General features: G+C 67.7%; 13 protein-coding genes and 1 tRNA gene. 6 read left to right on the top strand and 8 right to left on the bottom strand.

Features of this window, described 5'->3' with window-relative positions:
• Positions 1–26: 26 nt before the first annotated feature.
• Both G6N58_RS28020 and G6N58_RS28015 read left to right on the top strand, forming a co-directional pair.
• Entirely contained in the window at positions 27–599 is a 573-nt protein-coding gene (locus tag G6N58_RS28020; RefSeq protein ID WP_172545028.1) for a TetR/AcrR family transcriptional regulator, read from the top strand.
• Positions 599–2,107 carry a glycerol-3-phosphate dehydrogenase/oxidase gene (locus G6N58_RS28015; RefSeq protein WP_115280623.1) on the top strand — a complete coding sequence of 503 codons (1,509 nt, stop codon included), beginning with the start codon at positions 599–601 and terminating at the stop codon, positions 2,105–2,107. The genes G6N58_RS28020 and G6N58_RS28015 overlap by 1 nt, the downstream gene beginning before the upstream one ends.
• On the opposite strand, the gene G6N58_RS28010 is transcribed toward G6N58_RS28015, so the two are convergent.
• The 8 genes from G6N58_RS28010 to aceE form a co-directional block, all read right to left on the bottom strand.
• Entirely contained in the window at positions 2,104–2,748 is a 645-nt protein-coding gene (locus G6N58_RS28010) for a dihydrofolate reductase family protein (RefSeq protein ID WP_115280624.1), read from the bottom strand. The genes G6N58_RS28015 and G6N58_RS28010 overlap by 4 nt on opposite strands.
• A gap of 130 nt (positions 2,749–2,878) precedes the next feature.
• Complete coding sequence (locus G6N58_RS28005; RefSeq protein ID WP_115280625.1) at positions 2,879–4,300, bottom strand: acyl-CoA carboxylase subunit beta; 1,422 nt, start codon at positions 4,298–4,300, stop codon at positions 2,879–2,881.
• A gap of 22 nt (positions 4,301–4,322) precedes the next feature.
• Positions 4,323–5,585, bottom strand: coding sequence for a 3-oxoacyl-ACP synthase KasB (gene kasB / locus G6N58_RS28000; RefSeq protein WP_115280626.1), 1,263 nt, complete (start codon positions 5,583–5,585; stop codon positions 4,323–4,325).
• Between the two features lie 24 nt (positions 5,586–5,609).
• A complete protein-coding gene (kasA, locus tag G6N58_RS27995) occupies positions 5,610–6,860 on the bottom strand; it encodes a 3-oxoacyl-ACP synthase KasA (protein WP_115280627.1) in 1,251 nt (416 codons plus the stop codon).
• Positions 6,857–7,150 (bottom strand): meromycolate extension acyl carrier protein AcpM, encoded by a 294-nt coding sequence (acpM, locus tag G6N58_RS27990; RefSeq protein WP_068917647.1) that lies wholly within the window; start codon positions 7,148–7,150, stop codon positions 6,857–6,859. The genes kasA and acpM overlap by 4 nt, the downstream gene beginning before the upstream one ends.
• A gap of 78 nt (positions 7,151–7,228) precedes the next feature.
• Positions 7,229–8,149: an ACP S-malonyltransferase gene (locus tag G6N58_RS27985; RefSeq protein ID WP_272866090.1), complete on the bottom strand. Its 921-nt coding sequence runs from the start codon at positions 8,147–8,149 to the stop codon at positions 7,229–7,231.
• Positions 8,150–8,277: 128 nt separating this feature from the next.
• Positions 8,278–9,522: a PucR family transcriptional regulator gene (locus tag G6N58_RS27980; RefSeq protein ID WP_115282000.1), complete on the bottom strand. Its 1,245-nt coding sequence runs from the start codon at positions 9,520–9,522 to the stop codon at positions 8,278–8,280.
• A 138-nt stretch (positions 9,523–9,660) separates the two neighbouring features.
• On the bottom strand, positions 9,661–12,450 hold the full coding sequence (gene aceE, locus G6N58_RS27975) for a pyruvate dehydrogenase (acetyl-transferring), homodimeric type (RefSeq protein WP_163908497.1): 2,790 nt from the start codon (positions 12,448–12,450) through the stop codon (positions 9,661–9,663).
• Between the two features lie 133 nt (positions 12,451–12,583).
• On the opposite strand from aceE, the gene G6N58_RS27970 reads away from it, so the two are divergent.
• The 4 genes from G6N58_RS27970 (at position 12,584) to G6N58_RS27955 (ending at position 14,260) form a co-directional block, all read left to right on the top strand.
• Positions 12,584–13,132 (top strand): Rv2240c family protein, encoded by a 549-nt coding sequence (locus G6N58_RS27970; protein WP_232068035.1) that lies wholly within the window; start codon positions 12,584–12,586, stop codon positions 13,130–13,132.
• An 87-nt stretch (positions 13,133–13,219) separates the two neighbouring features.
• Positions 13,220–13,675 carry a DUF3052 domain-containing protein gene (locus G6N58_RS27965; protein ID WP_276017196.1) on the top strand — a complete coding sequence of 152 codons (456 nt, stop codon included), beginning with the start codon at positions 13,220–13,222 and terminating at the stop codon, positions 13,673–13,675.
• Positions 13,676–14,140 carry a peroxiredoxin gene (locus G6N58_RS27960; protein WP_115280629.1) on the top strand — a complete coding sequence of 155 codons (465 nt, stop codon included), beginning with the start codon at positions 13,676–13,678 and terminating at the stop codon, positions 14,138–14,140.
• A 45-nt stretch (positions 14,141–14,185) separates the two neighbouring features.
• Positions 14,186–14,260, top strand: a tRNA-Val gene (locus tag G6N58_RS27955).
• The last annotated feature ends 27 nt before the right edge of the window (positions 14,261–14,287 follow it).

Here is a 14,287-nt window from a genome sequence, read left to right as displayed (position 1 = left end):
GCGGTTCATGCGTTACAGTCTTACACATGATGTCAATCAGTAACGCTGATGAGGTGGGGGACCGGATCTTGACTGCCGCCGCCGAGTGCGTGCGCGATTACGGCATCGACCGCGTGACCTTGGCCGAGATAGCCCGCCGGGCCCGGGTCAGCCGTCCCACCATCTATCGGCGCTGGCCGGACACCCAGTCGCTCCTGGCGGCACTGCTGACACTCCGCGTGACGTCGGTTATGGACGAGGTGCCGCGGTGGGGGACCGACCGGGCGGCCATCGTCGACCGGGCGGTGGCAGTCGCGGTCCGGCTCCGCGACGACGAGCTGATCACCGCGGTGCTGCACTCCGCCCCCGAGCTGGCCATGGTCTACATCGCCGAACGGCTGGGCACCAGCCAGCACATCCTGATCGACGCGCTGGCTGCCGACCTCGAGACAGCCCAGCGGGAAGGCAGCGTGCGCCCCGGCGATCCCCGGCAACTGGCGGCCATGGTGCTGCTGATTGCGCAGTCGGCCATCCAGTCGGGCCAGATCGTCGCGGGGCTGCTGCCTCCCGACGCGCTCACCGCCGAACTCACCCACACCCTGAACGGATACCTGCGCTGATGACACTCTCGGCAACGCTGAACGCCGCGCGCCGTGCCCGCGAACTCGAATCCCTTTCTGCCGTGGACGTTCTGGTGATCGGCGGCGGGATCACCGGTGCCGGCATCGCGCTGGACGCGGCGTCGCGCGGCTTGTCGGTGGCACTGGTCGACAAACACGATCTGGCATTCGGCACCAGCCGGTGGAGCTCGAAGCTGGTGCACGGCGGCTTGCGCTATCTGGCCTCGGGCAATGTGGGCATCGCGCGGCGCAGCGCCGTCGAACGCGGAGTTCTGATGACCCGCACCGCGCCGCACCTGGTGAAGCCCATGCCCCAACTGGTGCCGCTGCTGCCGTCGATGAGCGCCGCGGACCGGGCACTGGTGCGCACCGGCTTTCGGGCGGGCGACGGATTGCGCCGGCTGGCGGGCACACCCGCATCAGTGCTGCCGCGCTCGCGACGGGTATCGGCCGCACGTGCCGCCGAATTGGCGCCGACGGTGGCGCGCGCCGGCCTGGCGGGCGGTCTGCTGGCCTACGACGGACAGCTGATCGACGACGCCCGGCTGGTCACGGCGGTGGCGCGGACGGCCGCCCTGCATGGGGCGCGGGTGCTGACCTACGTGGGGGCATCCCGGGTCACCGGCGATTCGGCGCTTCTGACCGACATGAGGACGGGGGCGACGCTGACCGTGCGTGCGCGGACGGTGCTCAATGCCACCGGGGTGTGGGCCGGCGAGGTGGACCCGGCGCTCACACTGCGGCCCAGCCGCGGCACCCACCTGGTGTTCGACGCCGCATCCTTCGGCAATCCCACTGCTGCACTGACCATTCCGATACCCGGTGAGCGCAACAGGTTTGTCTTCGCCATGCCCGAACAGCTGGGCCGGGTGTACCTGGGGCTCACCGACGAGGACGCCCCCGGCCCGATCCCCGACGAGCCGCAGCCGACGGCGGGGGAGGTGCAGTTCCTGCTGGACACGGTCAACACCGCGCTGTCTTCAGCGCTGACCCACAACGACATTCGCGGAACCTATGCCGGGCTGCGACCGCTCATCGATACCGGAGCGGGCAGGACCGCGGACCTCTCGCGCGATCACGCCGTCATCGAATCGGCCGACGGGGTGATCAGCGTGGTCGGCGGCAAGCTCACCGAATACCGGCACATGGCCCAAGATGTGCTGGACCAGGCGGTGGTGAAGCGGGGGTTGGTGGGTGCACCGTGCCGGACTCGGAACCTGCCGCTGGTCGGGGCACTCGGCGCCGTCCCTGACGGTCTGCCGGCATCGCTGGTGGCCCGCTACGGCGCCGAAGCCGCGGACGTCATCGCCGCAGCCACCTGCGATCGCCCCACCGACCCGGTGGCGGACGGAATCGACGTCTTGCGAGCCGAATTCGAGTACGCCGTCACCCACGAAGGGGCCTTGACCGCCGACGACATCCTGGACCGCCGGACCCGCATCGGGCTGGTGGCCGAGGATCGGGAGCGGGCCCTGGCAACCGCCGAGGAATTTGTGGCGGGCGGCTAATCCCGCCAGAACAGGTGGTGGGTGACGCCGCTAGGGCTGGATACCACGTCGTGGTGGAATCTGTCGTCCAACTGCGTGGGCGACTCCCACAGCCGCGATCCGGACCCGAGCTCCAGCGGTGACACGGCGACGTGCAGCGTGTCGACCAGGTCGGCGTCGAGGAACTGCCGGATGGTGGTGGCGCCCCCGCCCAGGCGTACATCCTTGCCCTGGGCTGCGGCCCGGGCGAGAGCCAGCACCTCGGCCGGATCGTCGTCGACGAAGTGGAAGGTGGTGTCCGACAGGGTGAACGATGGACGCAGATGGTGGGTCATCACGTACACCGGAGTGTGAAAGGGCGGTTCGTCACCCCACCAGCCCCGCCAGTCGTGGTCGGCCCACGGGCCGCGCTGCGGACTGAACTTGTTGCGACCCATGATCTCGGCGCCGATGTTGTTGGCGAAATCCCGGGTGAAGTAGTCGTCGAGGCCTCGGGTGCCCCCGGGTTCGGTGCGATTGGGCCAGCTGGCCGTGGCTCCGCACCAGGCGAACATCGTCCCCGGATCGGCGTGGCCGAAAGGCCGTTCCAGGCTTTGGCCGTCACCAGCGCCGAAACCGTCCGCGGAGACATTGAAGTTCTGGACCCTCAGCAACTGCGTCACCTGGTTCTCCTCATGTGGGTGGATAGGAGTTGGACCATCCGGCGCGCACGAACTCATCGAGCAGACAGAAAATCGGGTGAACCCTGCCGGATCCACCCGATTTCATGTCTGCTCGCGCTGAGAAGGTGACCTACAGCGGGATGTTCTTGTGCCGGCCGCGGCGGGGGGCAGCTTCGGCCAGCGCCTGCGTCAGCACACTGCGGGTGTGGGCGGGGTCGATCTTGTCGTCCACCACGCCGATCTCGATGGCCGAGTCCACGCCACCGGCGATGCGCTCGTGCTCGAGGGCCAGCTCTTCGTGCAGCGCTTCGCGATCCTCGGGAGCGGCGGCGGCCAGCTTCTTCTTGTGCAGGATGCCGACCGCGGCCTTGGCGCCCATGACGGCGACTTCGGCGTCCGGCCAGGCGAAGACCTTGGTGGCGCCCAGCGACCGGGAGTTCATCGCGATGTAGGCGCCGCCGTAGATCTTGCGGGTCACCAGCGTGACGCGGGGGACGGTGGCCTCACCGAAAGCGTGCAGCAGCTTGGCGCCGCGACGGACCACGCCGCCCCACTCCTGGTCGACGCCGGGCAGATAACCCGGGACGTCGACGATGACCACCAGCGGGATGCCGAAGGCGTCACACAACCGCACGAAACGTGCTGACTTCTCGGCACTCTCGGAGTTCAGGCAGCCGCCCAGGCGCAGCGGGTTGTTGGCGATCACACCGACCGAGCGCCCGGCCAGCCGGCCCAGGCCCACGACGATGGACGGGGCCCAGCGGGACTGGAATTCTTCGAACGGCACGCCCTCGTCGAGCAGCGCGCTGATGAGCGGACGCACCTCGTAGGCCCGCCGTGCCGACTCCGGCAGCAGCGCCTTGAGGTCAGAATCCTGTGCTTCGGCCTTGGTGCGGTCGAAATGGCCCTGCTGGCAGAACAATCCAACCAGGCGACGACCGCGCTCATAAGCGTCGAGCTCGTCGTCGGCGACGATGTGGCACACGCCGGACTTCTTGTGGTGGGCCTCGGGACCACCGAGCGACACCATGTCGACGTCCTCGCCGGTGACGCTGCGCACCACGTCGGGCCCGGTGACGAACACCTTGGACTCCGGCGCCATGATGATCACGTCGGTCAGGGCGGGGCCGTAGGCGGCGCCGCCGGCGGCGAATCCGACCACGATCGAGATCTGTGGGATGTAGCCCGAGGCGCGGATCATGGCCTCGAACACCAGGCCCACGGCATGCAGGGCCTTGACGCCCTCGGCCAGTCGCGCACCGCCGGAGTGCCAGATACCCACGATGGGGCTCTGCTCCTCGATGGCGGTGTCATAGGCGTTGACGATGTGTGCGCAGCCCTCCACACCCATGGCGCCGCCCATCACGGTGCCGTCGGTGCAGAAGGCGACGGTGCGCACGCCGTTGACGGTGCCGGCCGCGGCCAGGACACCGGAGCGGTCACGCTCGTGCAGCAGTTCCACGGTGCCGTCGTCGAAGAAGGTGCTCAGCCGCAGCAGCGGATCACGGGGGTCCAGCGACTCGTTCACCGATTCGGGCGCCATGGTGGTCATGCAGTCTCCTAGCGTTGTTGCGTCAGTACTTGCCGAAGGCGAGTGCGACGTTGTGCCCGCCGAATCCGAAGGAATTGTTGATCGCGTACTCGTAATTGCCCGGGCGAGGCGACCCGGCCACGACGTCGAGGTCGATCTCCGGGTCGAGGTTCTTCAGGTTCCGGGTCGGCGGGATGATGCCCTCGCGGATGGCGAGGACGGTGAGGATGGACTCCACCGCGCCCACGGCACCGACGGAGTGACCCAGTGCGCCCTTGGGTGCGTAGACCGCGGGCTGGTGGTCGCCGATGGCATTGCGGATCGCCTTGCTCTCGGCGACATCGCCGACAGAGGTCCCGGTGGCGTGGGCGTTGATGTGGTCGATATCCGACGGCTGCAGCCCGGCGAGCTGGATGGCCCGCGTCATCGCGTAGCCGGCCTGCTCGCCGTTGGGGTCGGGAGCCACGATGTGGTAGCCGTCGGAGGTGATGGAGGCGCCCATCAGCCTGGCATGGATGGTGGCGCCGCGGGCCTTGGCGTGCTCCTCGGTCTCGATGACCATCAGCGCGCCGCCTTCACCGAAGACGAAGCCGTTGCGGTCCTTGTCGAACGGCTTGCAGGCACCCGGGGGGTCGTCGTTGGTGGTCGACAGCACGATGCGCATCTGGGCGAAGCCGGCGATCGGCACTGCTTCGATCCGGGTCTCGACGCCGCCGCAGATCGCGACATCGGCCTCACCGAGGACGATGTTGCGCCATGCCTGCGCCACGCCTTCGGAGCCGGAGGCGCAGGCCGAGACCGGGGTGATCACCCCGGCCCGGGCCTTGCGCTCCAGACCCACCGCCGCCGCGGCGGCGTTGGGCATGTACATCTGGACCGCCAACGGGGACACCGCGCGCAGGCCTTTGGCCTTCATGCCCTCGTAGGCGAACAGGAGCTGCTCGGTGGAGCCCATCCCGGTACCGATGGACACCATCAGGCGTTTGGGGTCGACGTCGGGATTGCCGGCGTGCTCCCACACCCGCCGGCTGAGCACCGTCGACATCTTCTGCAGGTACGACAGCCGACGCAGTTCCACCCGCGTCAGCTCGTCGTCGAAATCCTCCAGAAGGCGACCACCGATACGCACCGGGAGGTCGTATTCCTCGACGAAGGGATCGGTGAGCGTGCGGATGCCGCTCTCCCCGTCGAGCAGTTTCCTCCAGGTGGTGTCGGCGTCGGTCGCCAGCGCCGTCGTCATGGTGTATCCCGTGACGACGACGTTGGGAAACCCGTTCCCCGTCGAGAGTCCCTTGACCCCTGCCATTACAGCTCCGAACTCATTTCGTGACTAATAGCGACCGAACGCCAGGGCGACATTGTGTCCACCGAAGCCGAACGAGTTGTTGATGGCGTACTGGTAGTCGCCATACCGAGGCTCACCCGCAACGACATCGAGATCGATCTCGGGGTCGGGCGTCTCGTAGTTCAGTGTCGGGGGAATCACGCCGTCACGCAGCGCCAGCACGGTCAGGATCGATTCCAGCGCACCCACCGCGCCGATCGAGTGACCCAGCGCCGACTTCGGCGCGTACACCGCGGCGTGCCCCACACCGGCGACCCGGATGGCGTTGGCCTCGGCGGTGTCCCCGATCGACGTCGAGGTGGCGTGGGCGTTGACGTGGTTGATGTCCTCGGGGGCCAAGCCCGCCGTCTCCATCGCCCGCTTCATCGCCTGGCCGGCCCGCAGGCCGTCCGCGGCCGGCGCCACCATGTGGTAGGCGTCCGACGTGATGCCCGCGCCCATGATCCGGGCCAGCGGCTTGGCGCCACGGGCCAGGGCATGTTCCTCGGTCTCGATGATCATCAGCGCGCCGGCTTCACCGAAGACGAAGCCGTCCCTGTTCTTGTCGAACGGACGCGACGCGCCTTCCGGGTTGTCGTTACGGGTCGACATCGCGCGCATCATCGAGAACGCCGCGATGGGCAGTGCCTCGATCCCGCCTTCGACGCCGCCGCAGACGGCGAAGTCCGCGTCACCCATGACGATCTGGCGCCACGCGTGGGCAATGGCTTCCGAACCCGACGAACAGGCGGAGACCGGGGTGATGACTCCGGCGCGCGCCCCGAGCTCCAGGCCGACGACCGCGGCAGCGCCATTGGGCATGATCATCTGCACGGCGAGCGGTGACACCTTGCGGATGCCGCCCTCGTTCATCGAGTCGTAGGTCTCGACGATCTTCTCGCCGCCACCGATGCCCGTGCCGATCACCACGGCGAACCGGTCTGGGTCGACCTCGGGCTTGCCCGCGTTCTCCCAGAGCCGGTTGCCCAGCAGTTTGCCCATGCGCTGGACGTACGACATGCGGCGCATGTCCAGGCGGGTCATGTGGTCGTCGACACCGTCGACCAGGTGACCGCCGATGCGAACCGGCAGGTCCCACTTCGTGACGAAGTCGTCGGTGAGCTCGCGGATACCGCTCTGGCCGGCGAGCAGTGCCTTCCACGTGCCCTCGGCGTCGGCCGCAACCGAGGTCGTGGCTTCTACAGCGGTAACCACGACATTGGGGAAACCGCCGTTAGCAGTGGAAGGCCGGCTCATTCCGCGAACTTCTCGCGCAGGGCGGCAGCAGCCTCGGGGTTCTCTTCCTCGAGCTTCTGGATGTAGGCAACAACGTCACCGACGGTGCGCAGACCGGCGAGGTCCTCGTCGGGGATCTTCACGCCGTACTTGTCCTCGGTCTGCACGGCGATCTCGACCATCGACAGCGAGTCGATGTCCAGGTCGTCGACGAAGCTCTTCTCGGGGGTCACTTCGGACGGCTCGATGCCGGTGACCTCTTCGATGATCTCGGCGAGACCGGCGATGATTTCCTGCTGGCTGGCGGCCACTGCGTGGCTCCCTTCATATTTTTCTGGTCGGACCGGCACATCCGGTCCTGTTCTTGCTAGTCCTGGCTGGCCGGGCGGTCAGAGCTCGGCGAGCGTGTCCAGGTCTGCGGGGGTCTTGACGGCGTGCGTCGGAGTCCCCCGAAGTTCACGTTTCGCGATACCGGCGAGGGTGCCCGCGGGCGGGAACTCGACGATCGCGGCAATGGAGTGGTCTCGCATGGTGGCCGTGCACAGATCCCAGCGCACCGGCTTGGTCAGCTGGGCCACGAGCTTCTCCATGGCGTCAGCGGCAGAGGCGACGGGCTGACCGTCGGCATTCGACAATAGCGTGCCGGACGGCTCGTGGGTGCTCACCGCGGCGGCAGCGGCCGCGTAGCCGTCCAGTGCCGACGCCATGAAGTGGGTGTGGAACGCCCCGGCGGTGGCCAGCGGGCGTACCCGGGCCTTGGCGGGCGGGTTCTCGGCGAGCTTGGCCAGTGCCTCCAGGCGCCCGGCAGCCACGATCTGACCTGCGGCGTTGCGGTTGGCCGGAACCAGCTCCAAGTCGTCGAGCGCGGCCAGCACCTCGGCCTCGTCGCCGCCGAGCAGGGCGGACATGCCGGTGGGCGCGTCCGCGCAGGCTTTGGCCATCTCGGCGCCCCGGGTGGCGGCCAGAGCCACCGCGTCGTCGGCGGAGATGACGCCGGCGATGGCGTACGCGGCGATCTCGCCGACAGAGTGTCCGGCGATCACGAGGTCGCGGTCGGCGAACAGGCCCCGCTTGCTCAACTCTTCGTGGGCCAGCAGCGTGGCGGCGACGACCAGGGGCTGGGTGACCGCGGTGTCGGTGATCTCCTCGGCCGTGGCGGTAGTGCCCAGCTGGGCCAGATCCAGGCCGCTGATCGCGGACCAGGACGCGATCCGCTCGGCGGCGCCCGGCAGTTCGAGCCACGGGGACAGCATCCCCGGAGTCTGCGAACCCTGTCCGGGTGCGAGCAGCGCGATAGCCGTTTGAGTCACGTTATTAAGAGAACATTGTGAAGACGGTTTTGCGCGGTGTAAGAGATTATGAACCTTGTCTTATCTTTTTGTGGAAAGTCCACAAAACGGCATGTGATGCGACGTCATCGACACCTTCTCGATATGTGTCACGGAACCCGTGTGGCGCCAGGGGCCGCTGGGGCCGCCTCTGTGATCGGGATCATAGAGGTGTTTGACGTGCTTGATGAATACAGATGCTGCGTCAGCCTGCCGACGGTCGTGGCCACCCGCAGCACGTAGGCGTCCCGCGGGGTGGTCGGATCGCGGCCGGTGAAATCGGTGATGCGCTTGAGGCGGTAGCGAACCGTATTTGGATGAACGAACAAGGTGCGCGCGCAGGCCTCGATGGCGCCCCCGGAGTCCAGGTAGGCATCGAGGGTCTCGGTGAGCGCCGGGCCCGCGTCGGCCAGCGGCCGCATCACGTCGGTGTGCAGTGCTGCTATCGCCGACTGGTCACCTTGCAGGGCCCGCTCGGGCAGCAGTTCCCGGGCCGCTACCGGGCGTGGTGCCCCGGACCAGCCGGCGACGGCGTTCATCCCCGAAATCGCTTCATTGGCACTGTGATACGCCGCCGTCAGCATCGGCGCCGTCGGGCCCACCACCACCGGGCCGTCGGAGAACGCGTTCATCAGATCCGCCAGGAATCTGTCGGTGGCCGACAGATGGCCCGACACGATGGCGATCAGCCAGGTGCCGTGCACGTCGGTCAGCGCAGCGCGTCCGTGCCGGTTCGCGATCAGGCGGACGTCTTCGCTGGCGAAGTCCGCCCGCCCGGGCGGGGGAGTGCCGACGACAACGGTGGCCGGCGCGGTGGTGTCCCAGTTCAGCGCCGCCGCGCGGGACTGCAGTTCCGACCCGGTGTCTCCGCGCACCACGGCGTCGACCACGCTGGCTTCCATCCGGGAGTCCCAGGAACCCCGCGCCTCAGCGGCGTCGGCGTAGGCCGAGGCGGCGGCGAAGGCAAGATCCCGGCTGTACCGCAGGATGCCGACCGTCAGCGCCTTGGACTGCTCGTCGTTGCGGGCCAGCATCGGCACCAGTTCCTCGAGCAACTCCATGGTGACCCGCACCATGTCCACGGTCTGCCGCAGCGCCACCCGCCGGGTGAGGTCCTGAGGCACCAGCGCGAACGCCTCGGCGGTGTAGCCGACGTCGCTGGACGGGTCGTTGAGCCACTCGGCGAAGTTCACCACCGCGGTCTGCACCACCAACTGCACGCTGGAGCGCTGCGATGCCTCCAGCTCGGCGAAGAACGGCAACCGCTCCTGCATGGCCTGCACCGTCTCGGTGGCCAGCCGCCCGGAGTACTGCTTGAGCCGGCGCCGCAGCGACTCGGGCACGTTCCCGAGCATCTCCAGCGGCGACCGCGGGTCGGAGAACGGATTGTCGGCCACCACTAAAATCTACGCCGCGTTTTTGTACGCCGAGACTGCACACGGTGCGCCGTCGGGGGTGCTGACGGCGCACTCGGTGCAGTCTCGGCGAGCCGGTTACGCGCTGCCGGTGTCCTTGAACGACACCCCGGCGGCCAACACGTCGTCGATCTTGTACTCCTTGGCCGCGGCCACGGCGACGGATGGATCGATCTCACCGTCGCGGGCCAGGGCCTCCAGCACGGCCACCACCACGGACTCGGCGTCGGTGTTGAAATACCGCCGCGCCGCGGGCCGGGTGTCGGAGAAACCGAACCCGTCCGCCCCCAGGGTGAGGTAGGTGCCGGGCACCCAGGGCCGGATCAGTTCCGGCACGCCGCGCATCCAGTCCGAGACCGCCACCACGGGGCCGACGGCATCGGAGAGCACCTTGGTCACGTAGCTTTCCGGGGCCTGGCGATCGGGGTGGCGCAGCTTCTGCTTCTCCACCTCGACACCGTCGCGGTTCAGCTCGCCCCAGCTGGTCACCGACCACACATCGGCGGCCACGTCCCACTTCTCGGCCAGCATGTCCGCGGCGCGCAGCGCCTCCGGCATGGCCACGCCCGAGGCCAGGATCTGCGCGGTGCTGTTGCGCTTCTCCGACGCGGCCCGGAACTTGTACATCCCGCGCAATACACCCTCGGGGTCGAAGTTCTCCGGCTCCTTGGGCTGGACGTACGGCTCGTTGTAGATCGTCATGTAGTAGAAGATGTTCTCCGGGTTCTCGCCGTACATCCGGCGCAGCCCGTCTTCGACGATGTAGGCGATCTCGTAGGCGAACGCCGGGTCATAGGCCACCACAGCCGGGTTGGTGGACGCCAGCAGCAGCGAATGCCCGTCGGCGTGCTGTAGGCCCTCGCCGGTCAGCGTGGTCCGGCCGGCCGTGGCGCCCAGCACGAAACCGCGCGCCATCTGATCAGCGGCCGCCCAGAAGCCGTCACCGGTGCGCTGGAACCCGAACATCGAATAGAAGATGTAGATCGGGATCATCGGCTCGTTGTGGGTGGAATACGAGGTGGCCACCGCGGTGAACGACGCTGTGGACCCCGCCTCGTTGATGCCCTCGTGCAGGATCTGACCGACTTCGCTTTCCTTGTACGCCAGCATCAACTCGGCGTCCACAGCCGTGTACAGCTGGCCGTTGCGGTTGTAGATCTTCAGCGTCGGGAACCACGAGTCCATCCCGAAGGTCCGAGCCTCGTCGGGGATGATCGGCACGATTCGCGAACCGATGTTCTTGTCGCGCAGCAGTTCCTTGAACGTGCGCACCGTCGCCATGGTGGTGGCGACCTCCTGGTTGCCCGACCCCTTCTTCAACGCCTTGTACGCGTCGCGGCCCGGCAGCGTCAGCGGCTTGGACTTGGTGCGACGCTCGGGCAGGAACCCGCCGAGGGCGCGCCGGCGGTCCAGCATGTAGCGGATCTCCGGTGCGTCCGAACCCGGGTGGTAGTACGGCGGCAGGTACGGGTTGTCCTCGAGCTGGGAGTCGGAGACCGGGATGCGCTGAGCGTCGCGGAAGTCCTTGAGATCTTGCAGCGCAAGCTTTTTCATCTGGTGCGTGGCGTTGCGGCCCTCGAAGTGCTTGCCCAGGGTGTAGCCCTTGATGGTCTTGGCCAGGATGACGGTGGGCTGGCCCTTGTGCTCCATGGCCGCGCGGTAGGCGGCGTACACCTTGCGGTAGTCGTGGCCGCCGCGCTTGAGATTCCAGATCTCCGCGTCGGTCATCGGTTCCACCAGGGACTTGGTGCGCGGGTCGCGCCCGAAGAAGTGGTCACGGACGTAACCGCCGTCGTTGGCCTTGTAGGTCTGGTAGTCACCGTCGGGGGTGGAGTTCATCAGGTTGACCAGGGCGCCGTCGCGGTCGGCGTGCAGCAGCGCGTCCCACTCGCGGCCCCACACCACCTTGATGACGTTCCAGCCGGCGCCGCGGAAGAACGACTCCAGCTCCTGGATGATCTTGCCGTTGCCGCGCACCGGGCCATCCAGGCGCTGCAGGTTGCAGTTGATGACGAACGTCAGGTTGTCCAGGCCCTCGAGGGCGGCCATGTGGGTCAGGCCGCGGCTCTCTGCCTCGTCCATCTCGCCGTCGCCCAGGAACGCCCACACGTGCTGATCGGAGGTGTCCTTGATGCCGCGGTCGTGCAGGTAATGGTTGAACCGCGCCTGGTAGATGGCATTCATGGGGCCCAGGCCCATCGACACCGTGGGGAACTCCCAGAAGTCGGGCATCAGGCGCGGGTGCGGGTAGGACGGCAGCCCACCACCGGGATGGCTGTGCTCCTGACGGAAGCCGTCCATCTGGTCGGCGGTGAGCCGGCCCTCGAGGAAGGCGCGGGCGTAGACGCCGGGAGAGGCGTGACCCTGAATGAACACCTGGTCGCCGCCGCCGGGGTGGCCTTTGCCGCGGAAGAAGTGGTTGAAGCCCACCTCGTAGAGCGCCGCCGAGGACGCGTAGGTGGAGATGTGGCCGCCGACGCCGACGCCGGGCCGCTGCGCGCGGTGCACCATGATGGCGGCGTTCCAGCGGATCCAGGCGCGGTAGCGGCGCTCCACGTCCTCGTCGCCGGGGAACCACGGCTCCAGCTCGGTGGGGATGGTGTTGACGTAATCGGTGGAGGTCAGCGCGGGGATGGAGACGCGCTGCTCGCTGGCGCGTTCCAACATTCGCAGCAGCAGGTAACGAGCCCGGGCCGGTCCGGACCGCGACACCAGATCGTCGAAGGACTCCAGCCACTCACCGGTCTCTTCGGGGTCGATGTCGGGCAGATACGAGGCAACGCCTTCCCGGATCACACGTACACGATCTGGTTCAGCTGCGGTGCCGGAGTTTTGGGCCAGGTCCTGGCGCACGAACTCGGTTGTCAACGCGCTACTCCTAAATTGAGGGCGTAGGGGGTGTCCTACCTCTCCCATCTTTCCGCACGTGGATCGGTTGAGGCGAGCGGATCTGTGATGGTCGGACCGTGAAGGCGCCGCCGAGCCGGTACCGTCTGTATCTGTGCTGATCGGACGGCTGCGGGTGGCGCTGGGGATGGCCGCGGTGATGCTGATGGCGGCGATCGGCTGCAGCAGCATCACCGACGGTACGCCCACCGTCGACGCCTCCGACGCGCCCGCCTACCGGACCTCGGTGTCGGAGTCGCTGTCCGCGTCGGCCGCGACCTCGAGTGCCCGTGAGTCCGAACGCCAGGGATCGCTCACCGTCGAGGCCGTACACACCGCCTGCGAGACCATGAGCACCACCAGTGCTGATGCCATCGACGCGCTGAACGTCTACGTGGACTCGATGAACGCCGGCGGTGACGGCATCGCCACCGAGGGGGCGGCCGGTGAGGCGCTCAACCGCAGCGCTGACGTGGTGCTCGCAGACATCGACGACACCCTGCCACCGGAGCTCCGCGACGCGCTGAACGCCTGGGTGGATGCCGCCCGGGCCACCGCCACGGCGGTGCTGACGCGGGTGCCCGCGGGCGAATTCAACGACGCCGTCACCGGCCTGAACGACTCGCGATCGAATGCTTTGAACCTGTGTGACGGCTTCTACTGAGCCCGCCGTGCCGGCAATCCCGCGGAACTCCCGCTGTGTCTGCTGTCACCTGCGCCTGCGCTCTGTGCGACTATGAGACAAGCGCACATGTGTCATGAACAATTAGGAGGTCCCACGGTGGTCGCGGCGGACAACGCAGCGAACTACGCCCGCAGTCTGGGCATCCAAAAAGGTCAGGTTGTCCAGGAGTTGGGCTGGGACGAGGACACCGACGACGACATCCGCGCCGATGTCGAGGATGCCAGCGGTGGCGAGCTCCTCGATGAGGACGCGGATGAGGTCATCGACGTCGTGCTGATGTGGTGGCGCGACGACGACGGTGATCTGGTGGACGCCCTGATGGACGCCATCACCCCGCTGGCCGACGACGGTGTGATCTGGGTGTTGACACCCAAGACCGGTAAGCCGGGGCACGTACTGCCGGCGGAGATCGCCGAATCGGCGCCCACCGCGGGGCTGATGCAGACCTCCTCGGCCAACCTGGGGGACTGGATCGGGAGCCGGCTGGTGCAGCCCAAGACCGCGAAGGCTCCTCGTCGCTAGATGGTGACGATCGGCAGCAGCGCCCCCGATTTCAGTCTGAAGGACCAGAACGGGCGCGCTGTGACCCTGCGTTCGTACCGGGGTGCCAAAAATGTCCTGCTGGTGTTCTTCCCGCTGGCGTTCACCGGCATCTGCGAGGGTGAGCTGGACGCCATCCGCGACAACCTGGCGAGGTATCAGAACGACTCCACCGCCGTGCTGACCCTGTCCGTCGGCCCGCCGCCCACCCACAAGGTCTGGGCCACCCAGCGTGGGTTCACCTTTCCGGTGCTGTCCGACTTCTGGCCGCACGGCGCCGTCGCCGCCGAGTACGGCGTGTTCAACGATGTTGCGGGCGTGCCCAATCGGGGCACGTTCGTGGTGGACAAGCGTGGCCTGATCACGTTCGCCGAGATGAAGCAGCCCGGTGAGCCGCGCGAGCAGGGACTCTGGGTGGACGCGCTGGCGGCGCTGTCGTCGGAATGAGGGTTTTGGTCTCCCTGTGGCCCGCCGTGTAACCTGCTGCGGTCCGGGCGTGTAGCTCAGTGGTAGAGCTCTGGTTTTACACACCAGCGGTCGGGGGTTCGAAACCCTCCGCGCCCACCAACAAAAGTTCTGTTCAGAGGCTTGCAG

Source organism: Mycolicibacterium tokaiense (genome assembly GCF_010725885.1).
Classification (GTDB): domain Bacteria; phylum Actinomycetota; class Actinomycetes; order Mycobacteriales; family Mycobacteriaceae; genus Mycobacterium; species Mycobacterium tokaiense.
The sequence above is the reverse complement of the archived record's forward strand: the minus strand, read 5'-3'. Positions and strand labels throughout refer to the sequence as shown.